The 13,619-nt window shown below is 63.1% G+C and carries 13 protein-coding genes; 6 read left to right on the top strand and 7 right to left on the bottom strand.

Annotated elements, in window-relative coordinates; all coding sequences use genetic code 11:
- The first annotated feature begins 320 nt into the window (after positions 1-320).
- The 5 genes from urtA to urtE all read left to right on the top strand — a co-directional run bounded on the left by urtA (position 321) and on the right by urtE (position 6,162).
- Positions 321-1,583 (top strand): urea ABC transporter substrate-binding protein, encoded by a 1,263-nt coding sequence (gene urtA, locus AAV94_RS11360; RefSeq protein WP_046742348.1) that lies wholly within the window; start codon positions 321-323, stop codon positions 1,581-1,583.
- 171 nt (positions 1,584-1,754) lie between these two features.
- Positions 1,755-3,392, top strand: a complete 1,638-nt coding sequence (urtB, locus tag AAV94_RS11355) for an urea ABC transporter permease subunit UrtB (RefSeq protein ID WP_052755019.1) — start codon at positions 1,755-1,757, stop codon at positions 3,390-3,392.
- A 23-nt stretch (positions 3,393-3,415) separates the two neighbouring features.
- A complete protein-coding gene (gene urtC, locus AAV94_RS11350; RefSeq protein ID WP_407927316.1) occupies positions 3,416-4,516 on the top strand; it encodes an urea ABC transporter permease subunit UrtC in 1,101 nt (366 codons plus the stop codon).
- A complete protein-coding gene (gene urtD, locus AAV94_RS11345) occupies positions 4,509-5,375 on the top strand; it encodes an urea ABC transporter ATP-binding protein UrtD (protein ID WP_084824884.1) in 867 nt (288 codons plus the stop codon). Before urtC ends, urtD begins: the two co-directional genes overlap by 8 nt.
- Positions 5,376-5,463: 88 nt before the next feature.
- Positions 5,464-6,162: an urea ABC transporter ATP-binding subunit UrtE gene (urtE, locus tag AAV94_RS11340; protein ID WP_046742346.1), complete on the top strand. Its 699-nt coding sequence runs from the start codon at positions 5,464-5,466 to the stop codon at positions 6,160-6,162.
- A 134-nt stretch (positions 6,163-6,296) separates the two neighbouring features.
- Here the strand turns inward: urtE and rarD are convergent, their stop codons facing one another.
- The 6 genes from rarD to AAV94_RS11310 all read right to left on the bottom strand — a co-directional run bounded on the left by rarD (position 6,297) and on the right by AAV94_RS11310 (position 11,660).
- Complete coding sequence (gene rarD / locus AAV94_RS11335) at positions 6,297-7,184, bottom strand: EamA family transporter RarD (protein WP_046742345.1); 888 nt, start codon at positions 7,182-7,184, stop codon at positions 6,297-6,299.
- A 217-nt stretch (positions 7,185-7,401) separates the two neighbouring features.
- Complete coding sequence (rpsT, locus tag AAV94_RS11330; RefSeq protein ID WP_046742344.1) at positions 7,402-7,698, bottom strand: 30S ribosomal protein S20; 297 nt, start codon at positions 7,696-7,698, stop codon at positions 7,402-7,404.
- Positions 7,699-7,827: 129 nt separating this feature from the next.
- Positions 7,828-8,586 carry an iron ABC transporter ATP-binding protein gene (locus AAV94_RS11325; RefSeq protein ID WP_046742343.1) on the bottom strand — a complete coding sequence of 253 codons (759 nt, stop codon included), beginning with the start codon at positions 8,584-8,586 and terminating at the stop codon, positions 7,828-7,830.
- Positions 8,587-8,607: 21 nt separating this feature from the next.
- Complete coding sequence (locus AAV94_RS11320) at positions 8,608-9,630, bottom strand: iron chelate uptake ABC transporter family permease subunit (RefSeq protein ID WP_084824883.1); 1,023 nt, start codon at positions 9,628-9,630, stop codon at positions 8,608-8,610.
- Positions 9,631-9,635: 5 nt separating this feature from the next.
- Positions 9,636-10,595 (bottom strand): ABC transporter permease, encoded by a 960-nt coding sequence (locus AAV94_RS11315; protein ID WP_046742396.1) that lies wholly within the window; start codon positions 10,593-10,595, stop codon positions 9,636-9,638.
- A 141-nt stretch (positions 10,596-10,736) separates the two neighbouring features.
- Entirely contained in the window at positions 10,737-11,660 is a 924-nt protein-coding gene (locus AAV94_RS11310; protein WP_046742342.1) for a siderophore ABC transporter substrate-binding protein, read from the bottom strand.
- Between the two features lie 592 nt (positions 11,661-12,252).
- On the opposite strand from AAV94_RS11310, the gene AAV94_RS11305 reads away from it, so the two are divergent.
- Positions 12,253-12,522 (top strand): SWIB/MDM2 domain-containing protein, encoded by a 270-nt coding sequence (locus tag AAV94_RS11305; protein WP_046742341.1) that lies wholly within the window; start codon positions 12,253-12,255, stop codon positions 12,520-12,522.
- Positions 12,523-12,630: 108 nt separating this feature from the next.
- Here the strand turns inward: AAV94_RS11305 and AAV94_RS11300 are convergent, their stop codons facing one another.
- The gene (locus AAV94_RS11300) at positions 12,631-13,614 is read right to left on the bottom strand and encodes a quinone oxidoreductase family protein (protein ID WP_046742340.1); all 984 of its coding nucleotides are present in this window, start codon (positions 13,612-13,614) and stop codon (positions 12,631-12,633) included.
- Positions 13,615-13,619 lie beyond the last annotated feature (5 nt).

The raw sequence follows: 13,619 nt of genomic DNA, 5'->3' as shown, positions 1-13,619 counted from the left end.
TGCGTAGGAGCGCTGCCGCACCGCGAATCGCCGAAAGTCAGTCGCCCTAATGCACCACTTCTATGCATCCTCGATCAATATGCACCGAATGATTGCAAATATTCCCCTTTTTGGCTCTCTCTTGCACCACAAAAGGTAAATCGTTGCAAACTGCCGGTGGCCTACGGGGATTTCCCCGTGTCGACAGCGGGCATGGCACACGAATTGCACTGCATCCGTGGGGCGGTACCAAGTACGACATACCCATACGGACGTGCCCCCTGTCCGAGCGCCGCCGCGTCGTGGCGCGATCTCCAAGCACTGAATAGGGCCTCACCACCATGCAACGCAGATTCGTTCTCAAGCAACTGACCGCCGCCACCCTGCTGGCTACTGCCGGACTGTCCCTGCCGGCCTTCGCGCAAGACACCATCAAGGTCGGCATCCTGCATTCGCTGACGGGCACCATGGCCATTTCCGAGACGGCACTCAAGGACGTGGCGTTGATGACCATCGAAGAAATCAACGCCAATGGCGGCGTGCTGGGCAAGCAGCTGGAGCCCGTTGTGGTCGATCCGGCTTCCAGCGAACCGATGTTTGCCGAAAAGGCCCGCGAGCTGCTCGCGCAGGAAAAGGTGGCGGTGGTGTTCGGCAACTGGACGTCCGCCTCGCGCAAGGCGGTGCTGCCGGTGTTCAAGGAGCTCAACGGCCTGCTGTTCTATCCGGTGCAGTACGAAGGCGAGGAGCTGGAGCGCAACGTGTTCTACACCGGCGCCGCGCCCAACCAGCAGGCGATTCCAGCCGTCGAGTACCTGCTCAGTGAGGACGGCGGCGGCGCCAAGCGATTCGTGCTGCTGGGTACCGACTACGTCTACCCACGCACGACCAACAAGATCCTGCGTGCCTTCCTGCATACCAAGGGCATCAGCGACGATGACATCATGGAGGTCTACACCCCATTTGGCCATTCTGACTACCAGACCATCATTGCCGACATCAAGCGCTTTGCAGCGGGTGGGCCGACTGCCGTAGTGTCCACCATCAACGGCGACTCCAACGTACCGTTCTACCGTGAACTGGGCAATGCAGGCCTGTCCGCCACCGAAGTACCAGTCGTGGCATTCTCGGTCGGCGAGGAAGAACTGCGCGGCGTGGACACCAAGCCGCTGGTAGGCCACCTGGCAGCGTGGAACTACTTCCAGTCGCTGGACAACCCCACCAATGCGGCGTTCGTTGCCAAGTGGAAGGCCTACGCCAAGGCGAACAACCTGCCCAACGCAGACACCGCCGTCACCAACGACCCGATGGAAGCCACTTACATCGGCATCAACATGTGGAAGCAAGCGGTCGAAAAAGCAGGCACCACCGACGTCGATGCCGTGATCGATGCGGTGGGTGGTCAGACCTTCGACGCACCGAACGGCTTCACCATCAAGATGGACGAGACCAATCACCATCTGCACAAGCCGGTCTACATCGGCGAGATCCGCGAGGATGGGCAGTTTGACGTGGTATGGCAAACCGAAGGGCCAATCCGCGCCCAGCCCTGGAGTCCCTACATCGAGGGCAACGCGAACAAGCCGGATACGGCGCCCGCGAAGTAAGGCGGACCTGCCCGCTGCCACTGCATTTGCGGCGGCAGCGGCGGTGCTGCGAAATTCCGCTTCGGCACCGCCCCCGCGCGCCATACGCGGCAGCCTGCCATCGCTGCAGCTGGCGCGCGTCGATTGTGCAGCAGCATGACGCCTTCCCCATACGACCAACGCCTTCCAAGCATGCGTATCACCATTCTTTCCTGGTCCGGCCTGCTGCACCGCTGGGCAGCCGTGCTGGCACTGAGTGTGCTGGCCTGGCTGCCGCAGCAAAGCCATGCGGCGTTGGAAGCCGGCTTGCTCCAGCAATTGGCCACCGGTTCCATCAGCGCTCGCGCGGACGCCATTGCCAGCATGGGGTTACTTGATGATCCCATGGCTGAAACCGTGCTGCGGGCCATGCAGGACGGCCTGTTGCGAGCAACGCCCGACGGACAGCTGTGGATCGAACAGCCCGACGGCTCCGCCACCAACGTCGCCAATGGCGCCATCACCGCCATGCCAGGCGATGCCCGCCGCATTACCATCAACAACCGCCTGCGGCGCGCCCTTGCACTGGCACTGGCGACCAAGCAGCTGCATGCGCAGGACAGCCAGCAGCGTCTGGCCGCCGCACAGCAGCTGCGCAACAGCGATGACACGCAACTGCTGCCGGCCATTCAAGCAGCATTGCAGCGCGAGTCCAATGCCCGGGTGCGCGATGCGCTGGAAGTTGCCAAGGCAAACCTTGAGCTGCAAAGCAGCGATTCCGCCACCCGCCTGCAGGCCGTGCAGACGCTGGGACGACTCAAGGACGCATCATTTCGCAGCGCACTTGAGGCCCTGACGCGCCAGGAAGGCGGTCAGTGGCGCGAACCTGATGCCGAAGTGCGCGCCGCAGCAGCCCAAGCGGTGGCCGCCATCGACGCCCATGTGCGTACCGTGCAGTGGGTCGGCAACGCCTTCTACGGCCTGAGCCTTGGCAGCGTCCTGCTGCTGGCCGCGCTGGGGCTGGCCATCATCTTCGGTTTGATGGGCGTCATCAACATGGCCCACGGGGAATTCCTGATGATCGGCGCCTATGCCACCTATGTGGTGCAGATGGCGTTTCGCCAGTGGGCGCCGGGCTGGCTCGACTGGTACGTGATCGCCGCGCTGCCGGTGGCCTTTGTCGCCACCGCCTGCGTGGGCATGGTACTGGAGCGCACCGTGATCCGCTGGCTCTACGGTCGCCCGCTGGAGACCCTGCTGGCCACCTGGGGCATCAGCCTGATCCTGATGCAGGCCGTGCGCAGCCTGTTTGGGGCGCAGAACGTCGAGGTGGCCAACCCTGGTTGGCTCTCCGGTGGTGTCGAAGTCATGAACGGGCTGGTACTCAGCTACAACCGGCTGGCTGTCATCGCGTTCTCGCTGCTGGTCGTGCTGTTTGTCTGGCTGCTGCTCAACCACACGCGGCTGGGCCTGTTCGTGCGCGCCATCACGCAGAACCGCCGTATGGCCGACTGCGTGGGCGTGCCCACCGGGCGGGTGGACATGCTGACCTTCGGCCTGGGTGCCGGCATTGCCGGGCTAGGTGGCGTGGCGCTATCGCAGCTGGGCAATGTGGGGCCCGATCTGGGCCGCGCCTACATCATCGATTCCTTCATGGTCGTGGTGCTCGGCGGTGTGGGCCAGCTGGCCGGCACCGTGATCGCGGCCTTTGGCCTGGGTGCGATCGGCAAGTTCATCGAGCCGTTCTCCGGCGCAGTGCTGGCAAAAATCGCCATTCTCGTGCTGATCGTGCTGTTCATCCAGAAACGCCCGCAAGGCCTGTTTGCGCCCAAGGGAAGGAGCGTGGAATGAACACCCCCGTCACTTACCAAGACATGCTGGCCGTCACCCGTCCGCGGCTGTTTTCTCCCGCGATGTGGACGGCGCTGCTGGCCGCCTGTCTCGTCCTTGCCCTGCTGCCGCTGCTGAACCTCATCTTCGAGCCCGGCCACACGCTGCACATCCCGGCCCACACCATTGCGCTGCTGGGCAAGTTCATGTGCTATGCGCTGGCGGCGCTAGCGCTGGATCTGGTCTGGGGCTATGCGGGCATTCTCTCACTGGGCCATGGCATTTTCTTTGCGCTGGGTGGCTATGCGCACGGCATGTATCTGGTGCGCGTCACTGCGGCGAGCCAGGACCAGGCCATGCCAGGCTTCATGGGCTTTCTGGGCTGGAGCGACTACCCCTGGTTCTGGTGGGGCACCGGCCATTTCCTTTGGGCCATGGTGCTGGTAGTGCTGGTGCCAGGCGTGCTGGCCTTCGTGTTCGGCTACTTCGCGTTCCGTTCGCGCATCAAAGGCGTGTATTTCTCCATCATCACCCAGGCGCTGACGTTTGCGGCCATGTTGCTGTTCTTCCGCAACGAGACGGGACTGGGCGGCACCAACGGCTTCAACGACTTCCGCCGCATTCTCGGTTTTGACCTGACCGCCGCCGGCACGCGCGCCGCCCTGTTCTGGGTCACGCTGGCTGTGCTGTTTGCCACGCTGATCGCCTCACGGGCGCTGGTGCAATCCAAGTATGGCCGCGTACTCACCGCCGTGCGCGATGCCGAAAGCCGCGTGCGCTTTCTGGGCTATGAACCGCTGGGCTTCAAGCTGTTCGTGTGGACGCTCTCGGCCATCATCTGCGGCATTGCGGGCGCACTCTACGTACCACAGGTTGGCATCATCAACCCGTCCGAGATGTCACCAGCCAACTCGATCGAGATGGTCATATGGGTTGCCACTGGCGGGCGCGGCACGCTGATCGGCCCCATCATCGGCGCCGGCGCCGTCAACGGGCTGAAAACCTGGTTCACGAGTGCCATGCCTGAATACTGGCTCTACGCGCTGGGAGCGCTGTTCGTGCTGGTGACCATTTTCCTGCCGCAAGGCATCGTCGGCCTGGTGCGCAAGCTGCTGGCCCGCCGCAAGGGAGCTGCCCATGACTGAAGCACGCGCACTGGTGGATACGGCCACAGCCACAGCCGGCCAGCCCGACCCGGAAAACCACCTCGGCGGTCAGGCCAGCTATGGCCGCCCTGCCAGCGAGGGGGTGGATACCTCGCATGGCGTCATCCTGTATCTGGAGAACGTCAGCGTCGTCTTTGACGGCTTTCGCGCCATCAACAACCTCTCGCTGGATATCGGTGTGGGCGAGTTGCGCTGCATCATCGGCCCCAATGGCGCGGGCAAGACCACGATGATGGATGTCATCACCGGCAAGACCCGCCCTACCAGCGGCAGCGCCTTCTTCGGCCAGAACCTGGACCTGACGAAGATGAGCGAAACACAGATTGCCAATGCAGGCATCGGCCGCAAGTTTCAGCGCCCCACCGTGTTCGAGGAACACACGGTGCTGGAGAACCTGGAGCTGGCGATGAAGGCCGACAAGCGCGTCTGGCCGATTCTGCGCGCACGCCTCAATGGCGAGCAGGCAGACCGCATCGCCGAAGTGCTTGAGACCGTTGGCCTGATGCAGGCCTATCGCCGCCCGGCCGGCCTGCTCTCGCATGGTCAGAAACAGTGGCTGGAAATCGGCATGCTGCTGATGCAGGAGCCCAAGCTGCTGCTGCTTGATGAACCCGTCGCAGGCATGACCGATGCCGAGACCGAGCGCACCGGCGAGCTGTTCAACACCCTCAAGGGCAAGCACTCGCTGATGGTGGTCGAGCACGACATGGACTTCGTTGCCCAGATCGCGCAGGGCGGCAAGGTCACCGTGCTGTGCGAAGGATCGGTGCTGGCCGAAGGCACGATGGACGAAGTGCAAAGCGACGAGCGCGTGATCGAGGTGTACCTGGGGCGGTAGCGCAAAGGTCCGCGGCCAGGCATGCGTGCGCCGTCGCCACCGGCCTGCCCACACATCCGGCCCACACCCCATCCAATGAAAGACTGGCATGCTGGAAGTCAAGCAAATCAACCAATACTACGGTGGCAGCCACACTCTGCGCGGCGTCAGCATGGACGTGCGCGCCGGCGAATGCATGGCACTGCTGGGGCGCAACGGCGTGGGCAAGACCACACTGCTCAAGTGCCTGATGGGCGTGCTACCCATCGCCAGCGGCAGCATCACCTTTGACGGACAGGACATCGCCCGCCTGCCGCCACACCGGCGCGCGGGGCTGGGCATGGCCTACGTGCCACAAGGCCGCGACATCTTTGCGCGCCTGACGGTGGAGGAAAACATCCTGATGGGCATGGCGCGGTTCCCATCCAGCCGCGCCAAGGCCATCAAGGAGGAAATCTACGAGCTGTTCCCGGTGCTCAAGAGCATGCTGGCGCGCCGTGGCGGCGACCTGTCAGGCGGGCAGCAACAGCAGCTGGCCATTGCCCGCGCACTGGTGGCAGAACCCAGGCTCATCATCCTGGATGAACCCACCGAAGGCATCCAGCCGTCGATCATCAAGGACATTGGCCGCGTCATCCAGATGCTCAAGGGCCGGGGCGATATCGCCATCCTGCTGTGCGAGCAGTACTTCGACTTCGCGCACGAGCTGGCCGACCGCTTCGTCGTGCTCAATCGCGGCGAGGTCGTCGCTCAGGGCGAACATGCCCAGATGGGCAGCGATGATGTGCGGGCGCTGCTGGCCGTGTGAGCGCGGCCGACCCCAGTCCATGGGCCCACCGACAATGCGCGACTCATCCCAATCAGCCACAGGCACCCTGATGGCGACGCAGGCGCCCGGCACCTGTTCCCGCTCCGCGCAGCGTGAGCTGCCAGCACGTGCCATCACCGCCGTGCACGCAGCAGCGCATGCGCGGAAAATACCGCCAGCCCCGCCCAGATCCAGCCGAAGGCGATGAGGTGATTCACGGTGAAGTTCTCGTGGAAGGCAAACACCCCCAGCAACAGCTGCGTCGTCGGCGCCACGTACTGCACCAGCCCCAATGTCGTCAGCGACAGCCTGCGCGCTGCGTTGGCAAACCACAGCAACGGCGCGGCAGTCAGCACGCCGCTGAGCGCCACCAGCACTGCCCCGCCCCAGCCATGGCTGAGAAAATGACTGCCGCCCGCGGCATCAGCCGACCACAGCAAATACCCCAGCGCAATCGGGGCAATCAGAGCCGATTCGACCGTCAGCCCGACCGTGGCTGAGACCGGCGTGAACTTGCGCAGCAACCCGTACACCGCAAACGTACCCGCCAGCATCAGCCCTATCCAGGGCACCTCGCCCTGCCAGATGACCAGCCACAGCACGCCCACGCCGGCCAGTGCAATCGCCAGCCACTGCGCGACACGCAACCGCTCACCGAGCAAGGCTACGCCCAGCAGCACGCTCAACAGCGGATTGATGAAATAGCCCAGACTGGCCTGCAGCACGCGCCCGCTGTTGACCGCCCAGACAAACCCCAGCCAGTTGACCGAGATCAGCGCCGCGGTCACGAACAAGATGCCCAGCAACCGCCTGTGCCGCATCACCTGCAGCAACTCACGCCAGTTGCCCATGGCCACCAGCAGCGGCACCATCAGCACCACCGTCCACAGCACGCGGTGGGCGATCAGCTCCAGACTCGGCATCCAGCTGACGCACTTCCAGTAAATCGTCATCAAGCCCCAGGAGCCGTAGGCGGCTAAGGCGTACATCAGGCCGACATGGGCTTCACTGCGCTGGGGCATGGCTGAAAAGAGAAAGGAAATGCAAGGTGCGCGCTGCACGGCAGCGCCACGCGCATCATACGCACGAACTCACCGTCAAGCTGTTCGCAGCACGCCCATGAAAAAACCGCCTGGATCGCTCCAGACGGTTTTTCATTGCAAACAGCGCACCCTGATCAAACGGCGGAGTTCAAAGGCGAACTCCGTGCTTTTTCAAAAAAATGGAAATTCGGGGAAATCAGGCAGCCTGTGCCAGGGCCTTGACCTTGGCCGACAGACGGCTCTTGTCGCGTGCGGCCTTGTTCTTGTGGAAGATGCCCTTGTCGGCGATGCTGTCAATGACGCTCTGCGCCTTGACAAAGGCTTCAGCGGCCTTGGCCTTGTCGCCAGTGGCAACGGCCTTCTCGACATTCTTGATGTAGGTGCGGTACTTCGAGCGCAGCGACGTGTTGGCTGCATTCAGTGCCACATTCTGGCGGGCGCGCTTGCGGCCAGAGGCAAGGCGCGGGTTCTTCTTGGCGGGCTTGGTTGCCATCTCAGTGTGTCCTTAAAAGGTTTGTGGATGTTGTTTGCAAAACCGGCAATTGTACCTTGCCCGCAGGCCACCGGCAAGCGTGCTTTGCGCAGGTACGATGGCGATGCATAAAAAGACCGTAAGCAGGTTCTAACGGTAGAACGTGCAGATGCGCTGCCCCTCGATCTCGTGCACCGCGATGTCCAGCTCATACAGGGGCCTGAGAACCTCGGGCCGGATCAGCTCCGCTGGCGTCCCCGCAAAAGCCACGCGGCCCTTCTTCATGGCAATGATGCGGTCCGAATAGGTGGAGGCAAAGTTGATGTCGTGAATGACGATGACCACCGTCTTACCATGCACATCGGCCAGTTCGCGCAGCAGCCGCATCATCGCCACGCCATGGTGCATGTCGAGGTTGTTGAGGGGCTCGTCCAGCAGTACGTAATCGGTGTCCTGGCACATCACCATTGCCACAAAAGCGCGCTGGCGCTGCCCACCCGAGAGCTCGTCCAGGTAGCGGTCCGCCAGATCCGTCAGCTCAAGATGGTTCAGAGCATTGTGAACATGCTGCTCATCGCCGGGCAGCAGTCGCCCCTTGGAATGCGGAAAGCGCCCGAACGCAACCAGATCACGCACCTTCAGCCGCAGCGTCATCGGGTTGTCCTGGCGCAGGATGGCCAGTTTGCGCGCCAACACGTCGCTCGGCGTGTGGCTGACGTCCAGTCCGTCCACGCGCACACAGCCTGCGCTCATCGGCAACAGACGACTGACCATGGACAGCAACGTCGACTTGCCGGCGCCGTTGGGCCCGATGATGGAGGTCACCCCTCCCTTGGGCAGGGTCAGCGTCACGCTATCGACCACCGGCGTCGTGCCATAGCGTTTGGTGACTTGCTCGATTTCGATCATGAAGAGACTTTGAACAGGTTCTTAGCGCGTGCGCTGGCCGCGCAACAGCAACACCAGGAATGCCATGCCACCGACGAATTCGATGACCATGCTCAGCGCCGAGTTGTAGCCCAGGCCATGTTCGAGGATCAGCTGCCCGCCCACCAGGGCAATCGCCCCGAGCAGCACGGCGGCCGGCAACGTGTAGCGATGGCGCATGTCGCCCAGCAACAGGTACGCCAGGTTTGCCACCAGCAGGCCGAGGAAAGTGACCGGCCCGACCAGCGCCGTCGAAACCGACACCAGCACTGCGATGCAAAACAGTATCTGCATCACCCGTTTCGGATAGTCCACGCCCAGGCTGATGGCCAGATCGCGGCCAAGCGCAATCACATCGAAACTGCGGCGGATGCGCCAGAGAAACAGCGAGGTCAGCGCCAGCACGGCCGCAGCCGACCACAGCAAGTGCGTGGCCATGAGGTTGAAGCTGGCAAAGAAGCGATCCTGCAGTGTGCCGAACTGATTCGGATCGATCAACCGCAACATCAAGCCGGTGAGCGCGCGAAACAGTACGCCCAGCACCACCCCGACCAGCAGCATCAGGTGCAGACTGCGTACCGCGCCGGAAAACAGGCTGCGAAACAGCAGCCACGCCAGCAGCACCATCGCTGCCGTCTCGCCCACGAACTTGAGCGTCGGGTTAAAGGCCAGCACCGCCGTCATGCCAAACGCAAACGCCAGCCCCGTCTGGATCAGCAGGTAAAGCGCATCAAACCCCATGATGGCAGGCGTGAGGATGCGGTTGTGCGTGATGCTGTGAAACAGCACCGTTGAAACCCCAATTGCGTACGCCACCAGCCCCATCGCCGCCAGCCGCGCGCCGCGGTAGCGCAGCGTGAACGCCCAGTCCGTGCGCACCTGCAAGGTGAGGTACAGCGCGGCGCACAGCACCGCCAGTGCCCCCAGCGCCGCCAAGCGCGCACCCGGGCCAAGAGAGCCCCAGCCCCGGAGCCAGCCCAATGCCCGCCGCAGACTGGCACGCTGTTGTGCAACGGTTTGTTTCATTGGCGCTACCCGAGCTCGGCGCGCTTGCGCCATAACAACCCCAGAAACAGCACGCTGCCCAGGACCCCCATGATGGTGCCAATGGGAATCTCATAGGGATGAATGATCAGCCGGCCCACGATGTCACAGGCCAGCATCAGCAGCGCGCCAAGCAGCGCCACCCAGACGACCGAATGGCGCATGCGATCACCCACCCAGAGACTGACGATGTTGGGCACGATCAGCCCGAGAAACGGGATCATCCCCACAGTCACCACCACCGAGGCGGTGACCATCGACACGATCAGCAAGCCAATGAAGATCCAACGCCCGTAATGCACCCCCAGACTGGTGGCCACGGATTCACCCATGCCTATCACCGTGAAACGGTCTGCCGCCAAGAATGCGGCCACGGTCAGCGCCAGGGATACCCACAGCAACTCATAGCGGCCTTGCAGGACCGCAGAAAAGTCCCCTATCGTCCAAGCGCGGATGGCCTGCAGCATGTCGAAGCGGTAGGCCAGAAAGCTGGTCGCCGCCTCAATCATGCCGGCAAACACCAGGCCAACCAGCGGCACCAATAACGTGCTGCGCAGCGGTAGCCGTTGCAGGATCAGCAGGAAAACACCGGTCGCGGCCAGCGCAAAACACGCAGCCACCAGCATCTTGCCGAACAACGCCATGCCGGGGGCGATCAGTGCCACCACCAGCATCCCGAGACTGGCGGCGCTGACCGTGCCGACGGTCGCCGGCTCGACAAAGCGGTTGCGCGCGACCATCTGCATGATCATGCCCGCCACGGCAATGCTGGCACCGGCCAGTACCAGCGCCAGCGTGCGCGGCACACGGCTGACGAACAGGATCTGCGCCAGCATGTCGTCACTCTCGGGCCGCAGCAATGCGCGCGGCGACAGCCAGATGGCGCCCACCAGCGTGCTCCATACGGCCAGCAGAACCAACAGCACCAGCGCAATCACCAAGAGCATGGCCCGGTGCCAGCGGCGCGGCCGCCACGCGCTGGCGGGCGCCGTGAACATCGACGTCATGGCCTCACCGCGCAAACTGCCCCCAGCGCACAGCCGGGCAAACGGAACAGAAGACGTTGTACATCGTCATCACACAGGGCATCACTGCGCCGCCAGACTGCGCGCAAACACTTCGTGAAGCTGCCGCACGTTCTCGCGCAAGGCGGTGATGCCAGCACCATCGAGCGCGTACCAGTTCATTCCATCCAGAAACACGATCTGGCCCTTCCTTCCCGCGGTCGTCGCCTTCACCAACGCATTGTCGAGCAGCTGCCTGGCGGCCTCGCCCTCGCGGCCAATGGCGCCATCGCGGTCAAGCACCAGCAGCCAGTCCGGATTGGCCTGCAGGATGTACTCGAACGAGATCGACTGCCCATGCCGCCCGTGCACATTCTCAAGGCCCGTGCGCATCGCCGGCTGTACGCCGAATACGTCAAAGATCATGCCCATGCGCGAGCCGGGCCCGTAAGTGTTGATGCGTCCGCCACTGACCAGCAAAACCATCGCCGTCCCCGCCCTCGGGGCGATGGCGCGCAGCGCCTCGATTTCGGCCTGCGCCTCAGCGATCAGGCGTTCAGCGCGGTCCTCACGGTCAAACAGCCTGCCCAGTGCGCGTAGATTGGCAAAGATGCTGTCCACCGCATGGCTCTCGTCAATGGCCATGTCCACGGTAGGTGCCAGTTTGGCCAACTCCGCCTCGCGCGCTTGGCTGCGGCGCCCAATGAAGATGACCTGCGGATTTAGCGCGCGAATCGCCTCGTAATCAGGCTCGAACAGGCTGCCCACCTTTGCCACCGAATCACTCTCGAAGGCCTTGAGATGCTCGGGCATACGAAATGCCGGCACGCCGACAACGGCATCCACACCCAGGGCCTGCAGCATGTCCAGCGTGGCAAGGTCAAATACCACCACACGCGCAGGCGCAGCGGGCACCGCAACCTGCTTGCCCAGACTGGTCTCGAAAATCACCTGCGACGCGGGCTGCGCAGAAGCCGGCGCAGCCGCAAGTGCTGCAGCCAGTGCCATGGCACACAGAACCGCCGCACGCGTGCCCCGCAAACCAAGTGCTGAAAAGAAACCGCCCGACAAAGTAGAAGATGGCATGAATGGACTCGCAACAGGAATTGAAACCGGCAGTCTGACTCTTGAATTGAGAATCAGTTTCAGAACCAATTGTAGGGGCGTATCGCACATCGCACAGTGCATTGCGCGCGCCGCTGCGCACCGACTCTGCCCGGGTTACCAGCCAATGACAGCTTCGTGATGACGGGATAGCCCGGCGGGACTCGGCGCGGTGACGCGGTGTTGCGCGCACGCCATAGCGGCAGTGATCCACAAGCGCCTTGCGCCGCCCCGAAACACCGGCGGGGCGAGAATCCCCGCCGGCAGCAGGCGAGAGTGTTAGACTCTGGCGCCCTTCTCGCAGGGCAACAGATGTTAACGAAGTCACCGCGGCCTTTTTCCGAGGACCGCGTGAAATGTCGGATACTGATTGCCTTGTGCGAGCCGGGACGCATCCCTGCTCGCGCGACGAGCGTCAGATGCGGGCTGCGTCCGGCCAGCCGGCCTACCCGCTGATCGATTCGAAGTTCCATCATCAAGTCTCAAAGGATTGTCCATGGCTACAGCCAAGAAACGTACTCCCAACGCCGCCTTCATGAAGCCGCTCAAGCCCAATGCACAACTGGCCGCGGTCATCGGCGACACCCCCGTGCCGCGCACGGAAATCGTCAAGAAGCTGTGGGACTACATCAAGGCCAACAACCTGCAAGATGCCAAGAACAAGCGCAACATCAACGCCGATGCCAAGCTGCGCCCGCTGTTCGGCAAGGACCAGATCACCATGTTTGAGCTGGCAGGCCTGATCGGCAAGAACGTCGAAAAATAAACGGCACATCAGTGATGTCCGGCACTGCCGCGACCGCGATCGCGGCATGCAAAGGAAAAACGCCTCCCATGAGGCGTTTTTTCATAGGCGGGTCGCCCGCTGCGGCGCTCAAGGCAGCAAGATGGTCGAACCGGTTGTCTTGCGTGCTTCCAGCGCCCGGTGCGCATCAGCTGCATCGGCCAGGGCAAAGCGCTGGTCGATGTGGATCTTGACCGCACCGGATGTCACCACCTCGAACAGATCATCGGCCATGGCCTGCGTGCGCTCGCGCGACGTGGTGTGCGCAAACAGCGTCTGGCGCGTCACGTACAGCGAACCCTTGGCAGCCAGCACTGCCGGCGCAAACGGCGGCACTGGCCCGGACGCATTGCCAAAGGTCACCATCAAGCCAAATGGCTGCAGACAGTCAAGCGAGCCTTCCCAGGTGTCCTTGCCGATGGAGTCGTACACCACCTTCACCCCCTGTCCGCCAGTGATGTCCTTGACGCGCGCGACAAAGTCTTCCGTTCTGTAGTTGATCGCATACGCGGCACCATTTTCCAGCGCCAGGCGGCATTTTTCCTCGGAGCCAGCAGTGGCAATCAGCCGCAGGCCCAAATGACGCGCCCATTGGCAGGCGATCAGCCCCACGCCCCCGGCGCCAGCATGAAACAGCACGTAGTCGCCGGCATGGAGGCCTTCGACAGGCTTGCATTTCTTGAGCAGGTACTGCACCGTCAGGCCTTTGAGCATCATGGCCGCGCCGGTCTCGTAGCTGATACCGTCGGGCAACCGGCAGACGTTCTGCGCCGGCATGGTGCGTTCCTCGGTATAGCTGCCCAGCGGGCCACTCGCGTAGGCGACGCGATCACCCTCTTTGAGATGCGTGACGCCTTCGCCAACGGCAATGACCTCGCCTGCGGCTTCCATCCCCAGATTCAGAGGCAGCGTGTTGGGGTACAAACCCGTGCGGTGGTAGACATCGATGAAGTTCACGCCGATGGCGTGCTGGCGCAACCGCACCTGCCCGGCTGCGGGATCCGGTACCGGCAGGTCCGCCAGCTGCAGGACTTCGGGGCCGCCGAATGCTTCAATACGTATGGTTCTTGCCATGCTTT

Source organism: Lampropedia cohaerens, assembly GCF_001005215.1.
Taxonomy (GTDB): Bacteria; Pseudomonadota; Gammaproteobacteria; order Burkholderiales; family Burkholderiaceae_C; genus Lampropedia; species Lampropedia cohaerens.
The sequence above is the reverse complement of the archived record's forward strand: the minus strand, read 5'-3'. Positions and strand labels throughout refer to the sequence as shown.

What these genes read in the sequence shown, in the direction of transcription:
- AAV94_RS11325 (WP_046742343.1), bottom strand. Translation starts at nt 8,586, where the DNA reads ATGATCGAAATCGAGCAAGTCACCAAACGCTATGGCACGACGCCGGTG.
- rpsT (WP_046742344.1), bottom strand. Translation starts at nt 7,698, where the DNA reads ATGGCAACCAAGCCCGCCAAGAAGAACCCGCGCCTTGCCTCTGGCCGC.
- AAV94_RS11305 (WP_046742341.1), top strand. Translation starts at nt 12,253, where the DNA reads ATGGCTACAGCCAAGAAACGTACTCCCAACGCCGCCTTCATGAAGCCG.
- AAV94_RS11320 (WP_084824883.1), bottom strand. Translation starts at nt 9,630, where the DNA reads ATGAAACAAACCGTTGCACAACAGCGTGCCAGTCTGCGGCGGGCATTG.
- urtD (WP_084824884.1), top strand. Translation starts at nt 4,509, where the DNA reads ATGACTGAAGCACGCGCACTGGTGGATACGGCCACAGCCACAGCCGGC.
- AAV94_RS11315 (WP_046742396.1), bottom strand. Translation starts at nt 10,595, where the DNA reads ATGCTCTTGGTGATTGCGCTGGTGCTGTTGGTTCTGCTGGCCGTATGG.
- urtC (WP_407927316.1), top strand. Translation starts at nt 3,416, where the DNA reads ATGCTGGCCGTCACCCGTCCGCGGCTGTTTTCTCCCGCGATGTGGACG.
- rarD (WP_046742345.1), bottom strand. Translation starts at nt 7,184, where the DNA reads ATGCCCCAGCGCAGTGAAGCCCATGTCGGCCTGATGTACGCCTTAGCC.
- urtA (WP_046742348.1), top strand. Translation starts at nt 321, where the DNA reads ATGCAACGCAGATTCGTTCTCAAGCAACTGACCGCCGCCACCCTGCTG.
- urtE (WP_046742346.1), top strand. Translation starts at nt 5,464, where the DNA reads ATGCTGGAAGTCAAGCAAATCAACCAATACTACGGTGGCAGCCACACT.
- urtB (WP_052755019.1), top strand. Translation starts at nt 1,755, where the DNA reads ATGCGTATCACCATTCTTTCCTGGTCCGGCCTGCTGCACCGCTGGGCA.
- AAV94_RS11310 (WP_046742342.1), bottom strand. Translation starts at nt 11,660, where the DNA reads ATGGCACTGGCTGCAGCACTTGCGGCTGCGCCGGCTTCTGCGCAGCCC.
- AAV94_RS11300 (WP_046742340.1), bottom strand. Translation starts at nt 13,614, where the DNA reads ATGGCAAGAACCATACGTATTGAAGCATTCGGCGGCCCCGAAGTCCTG.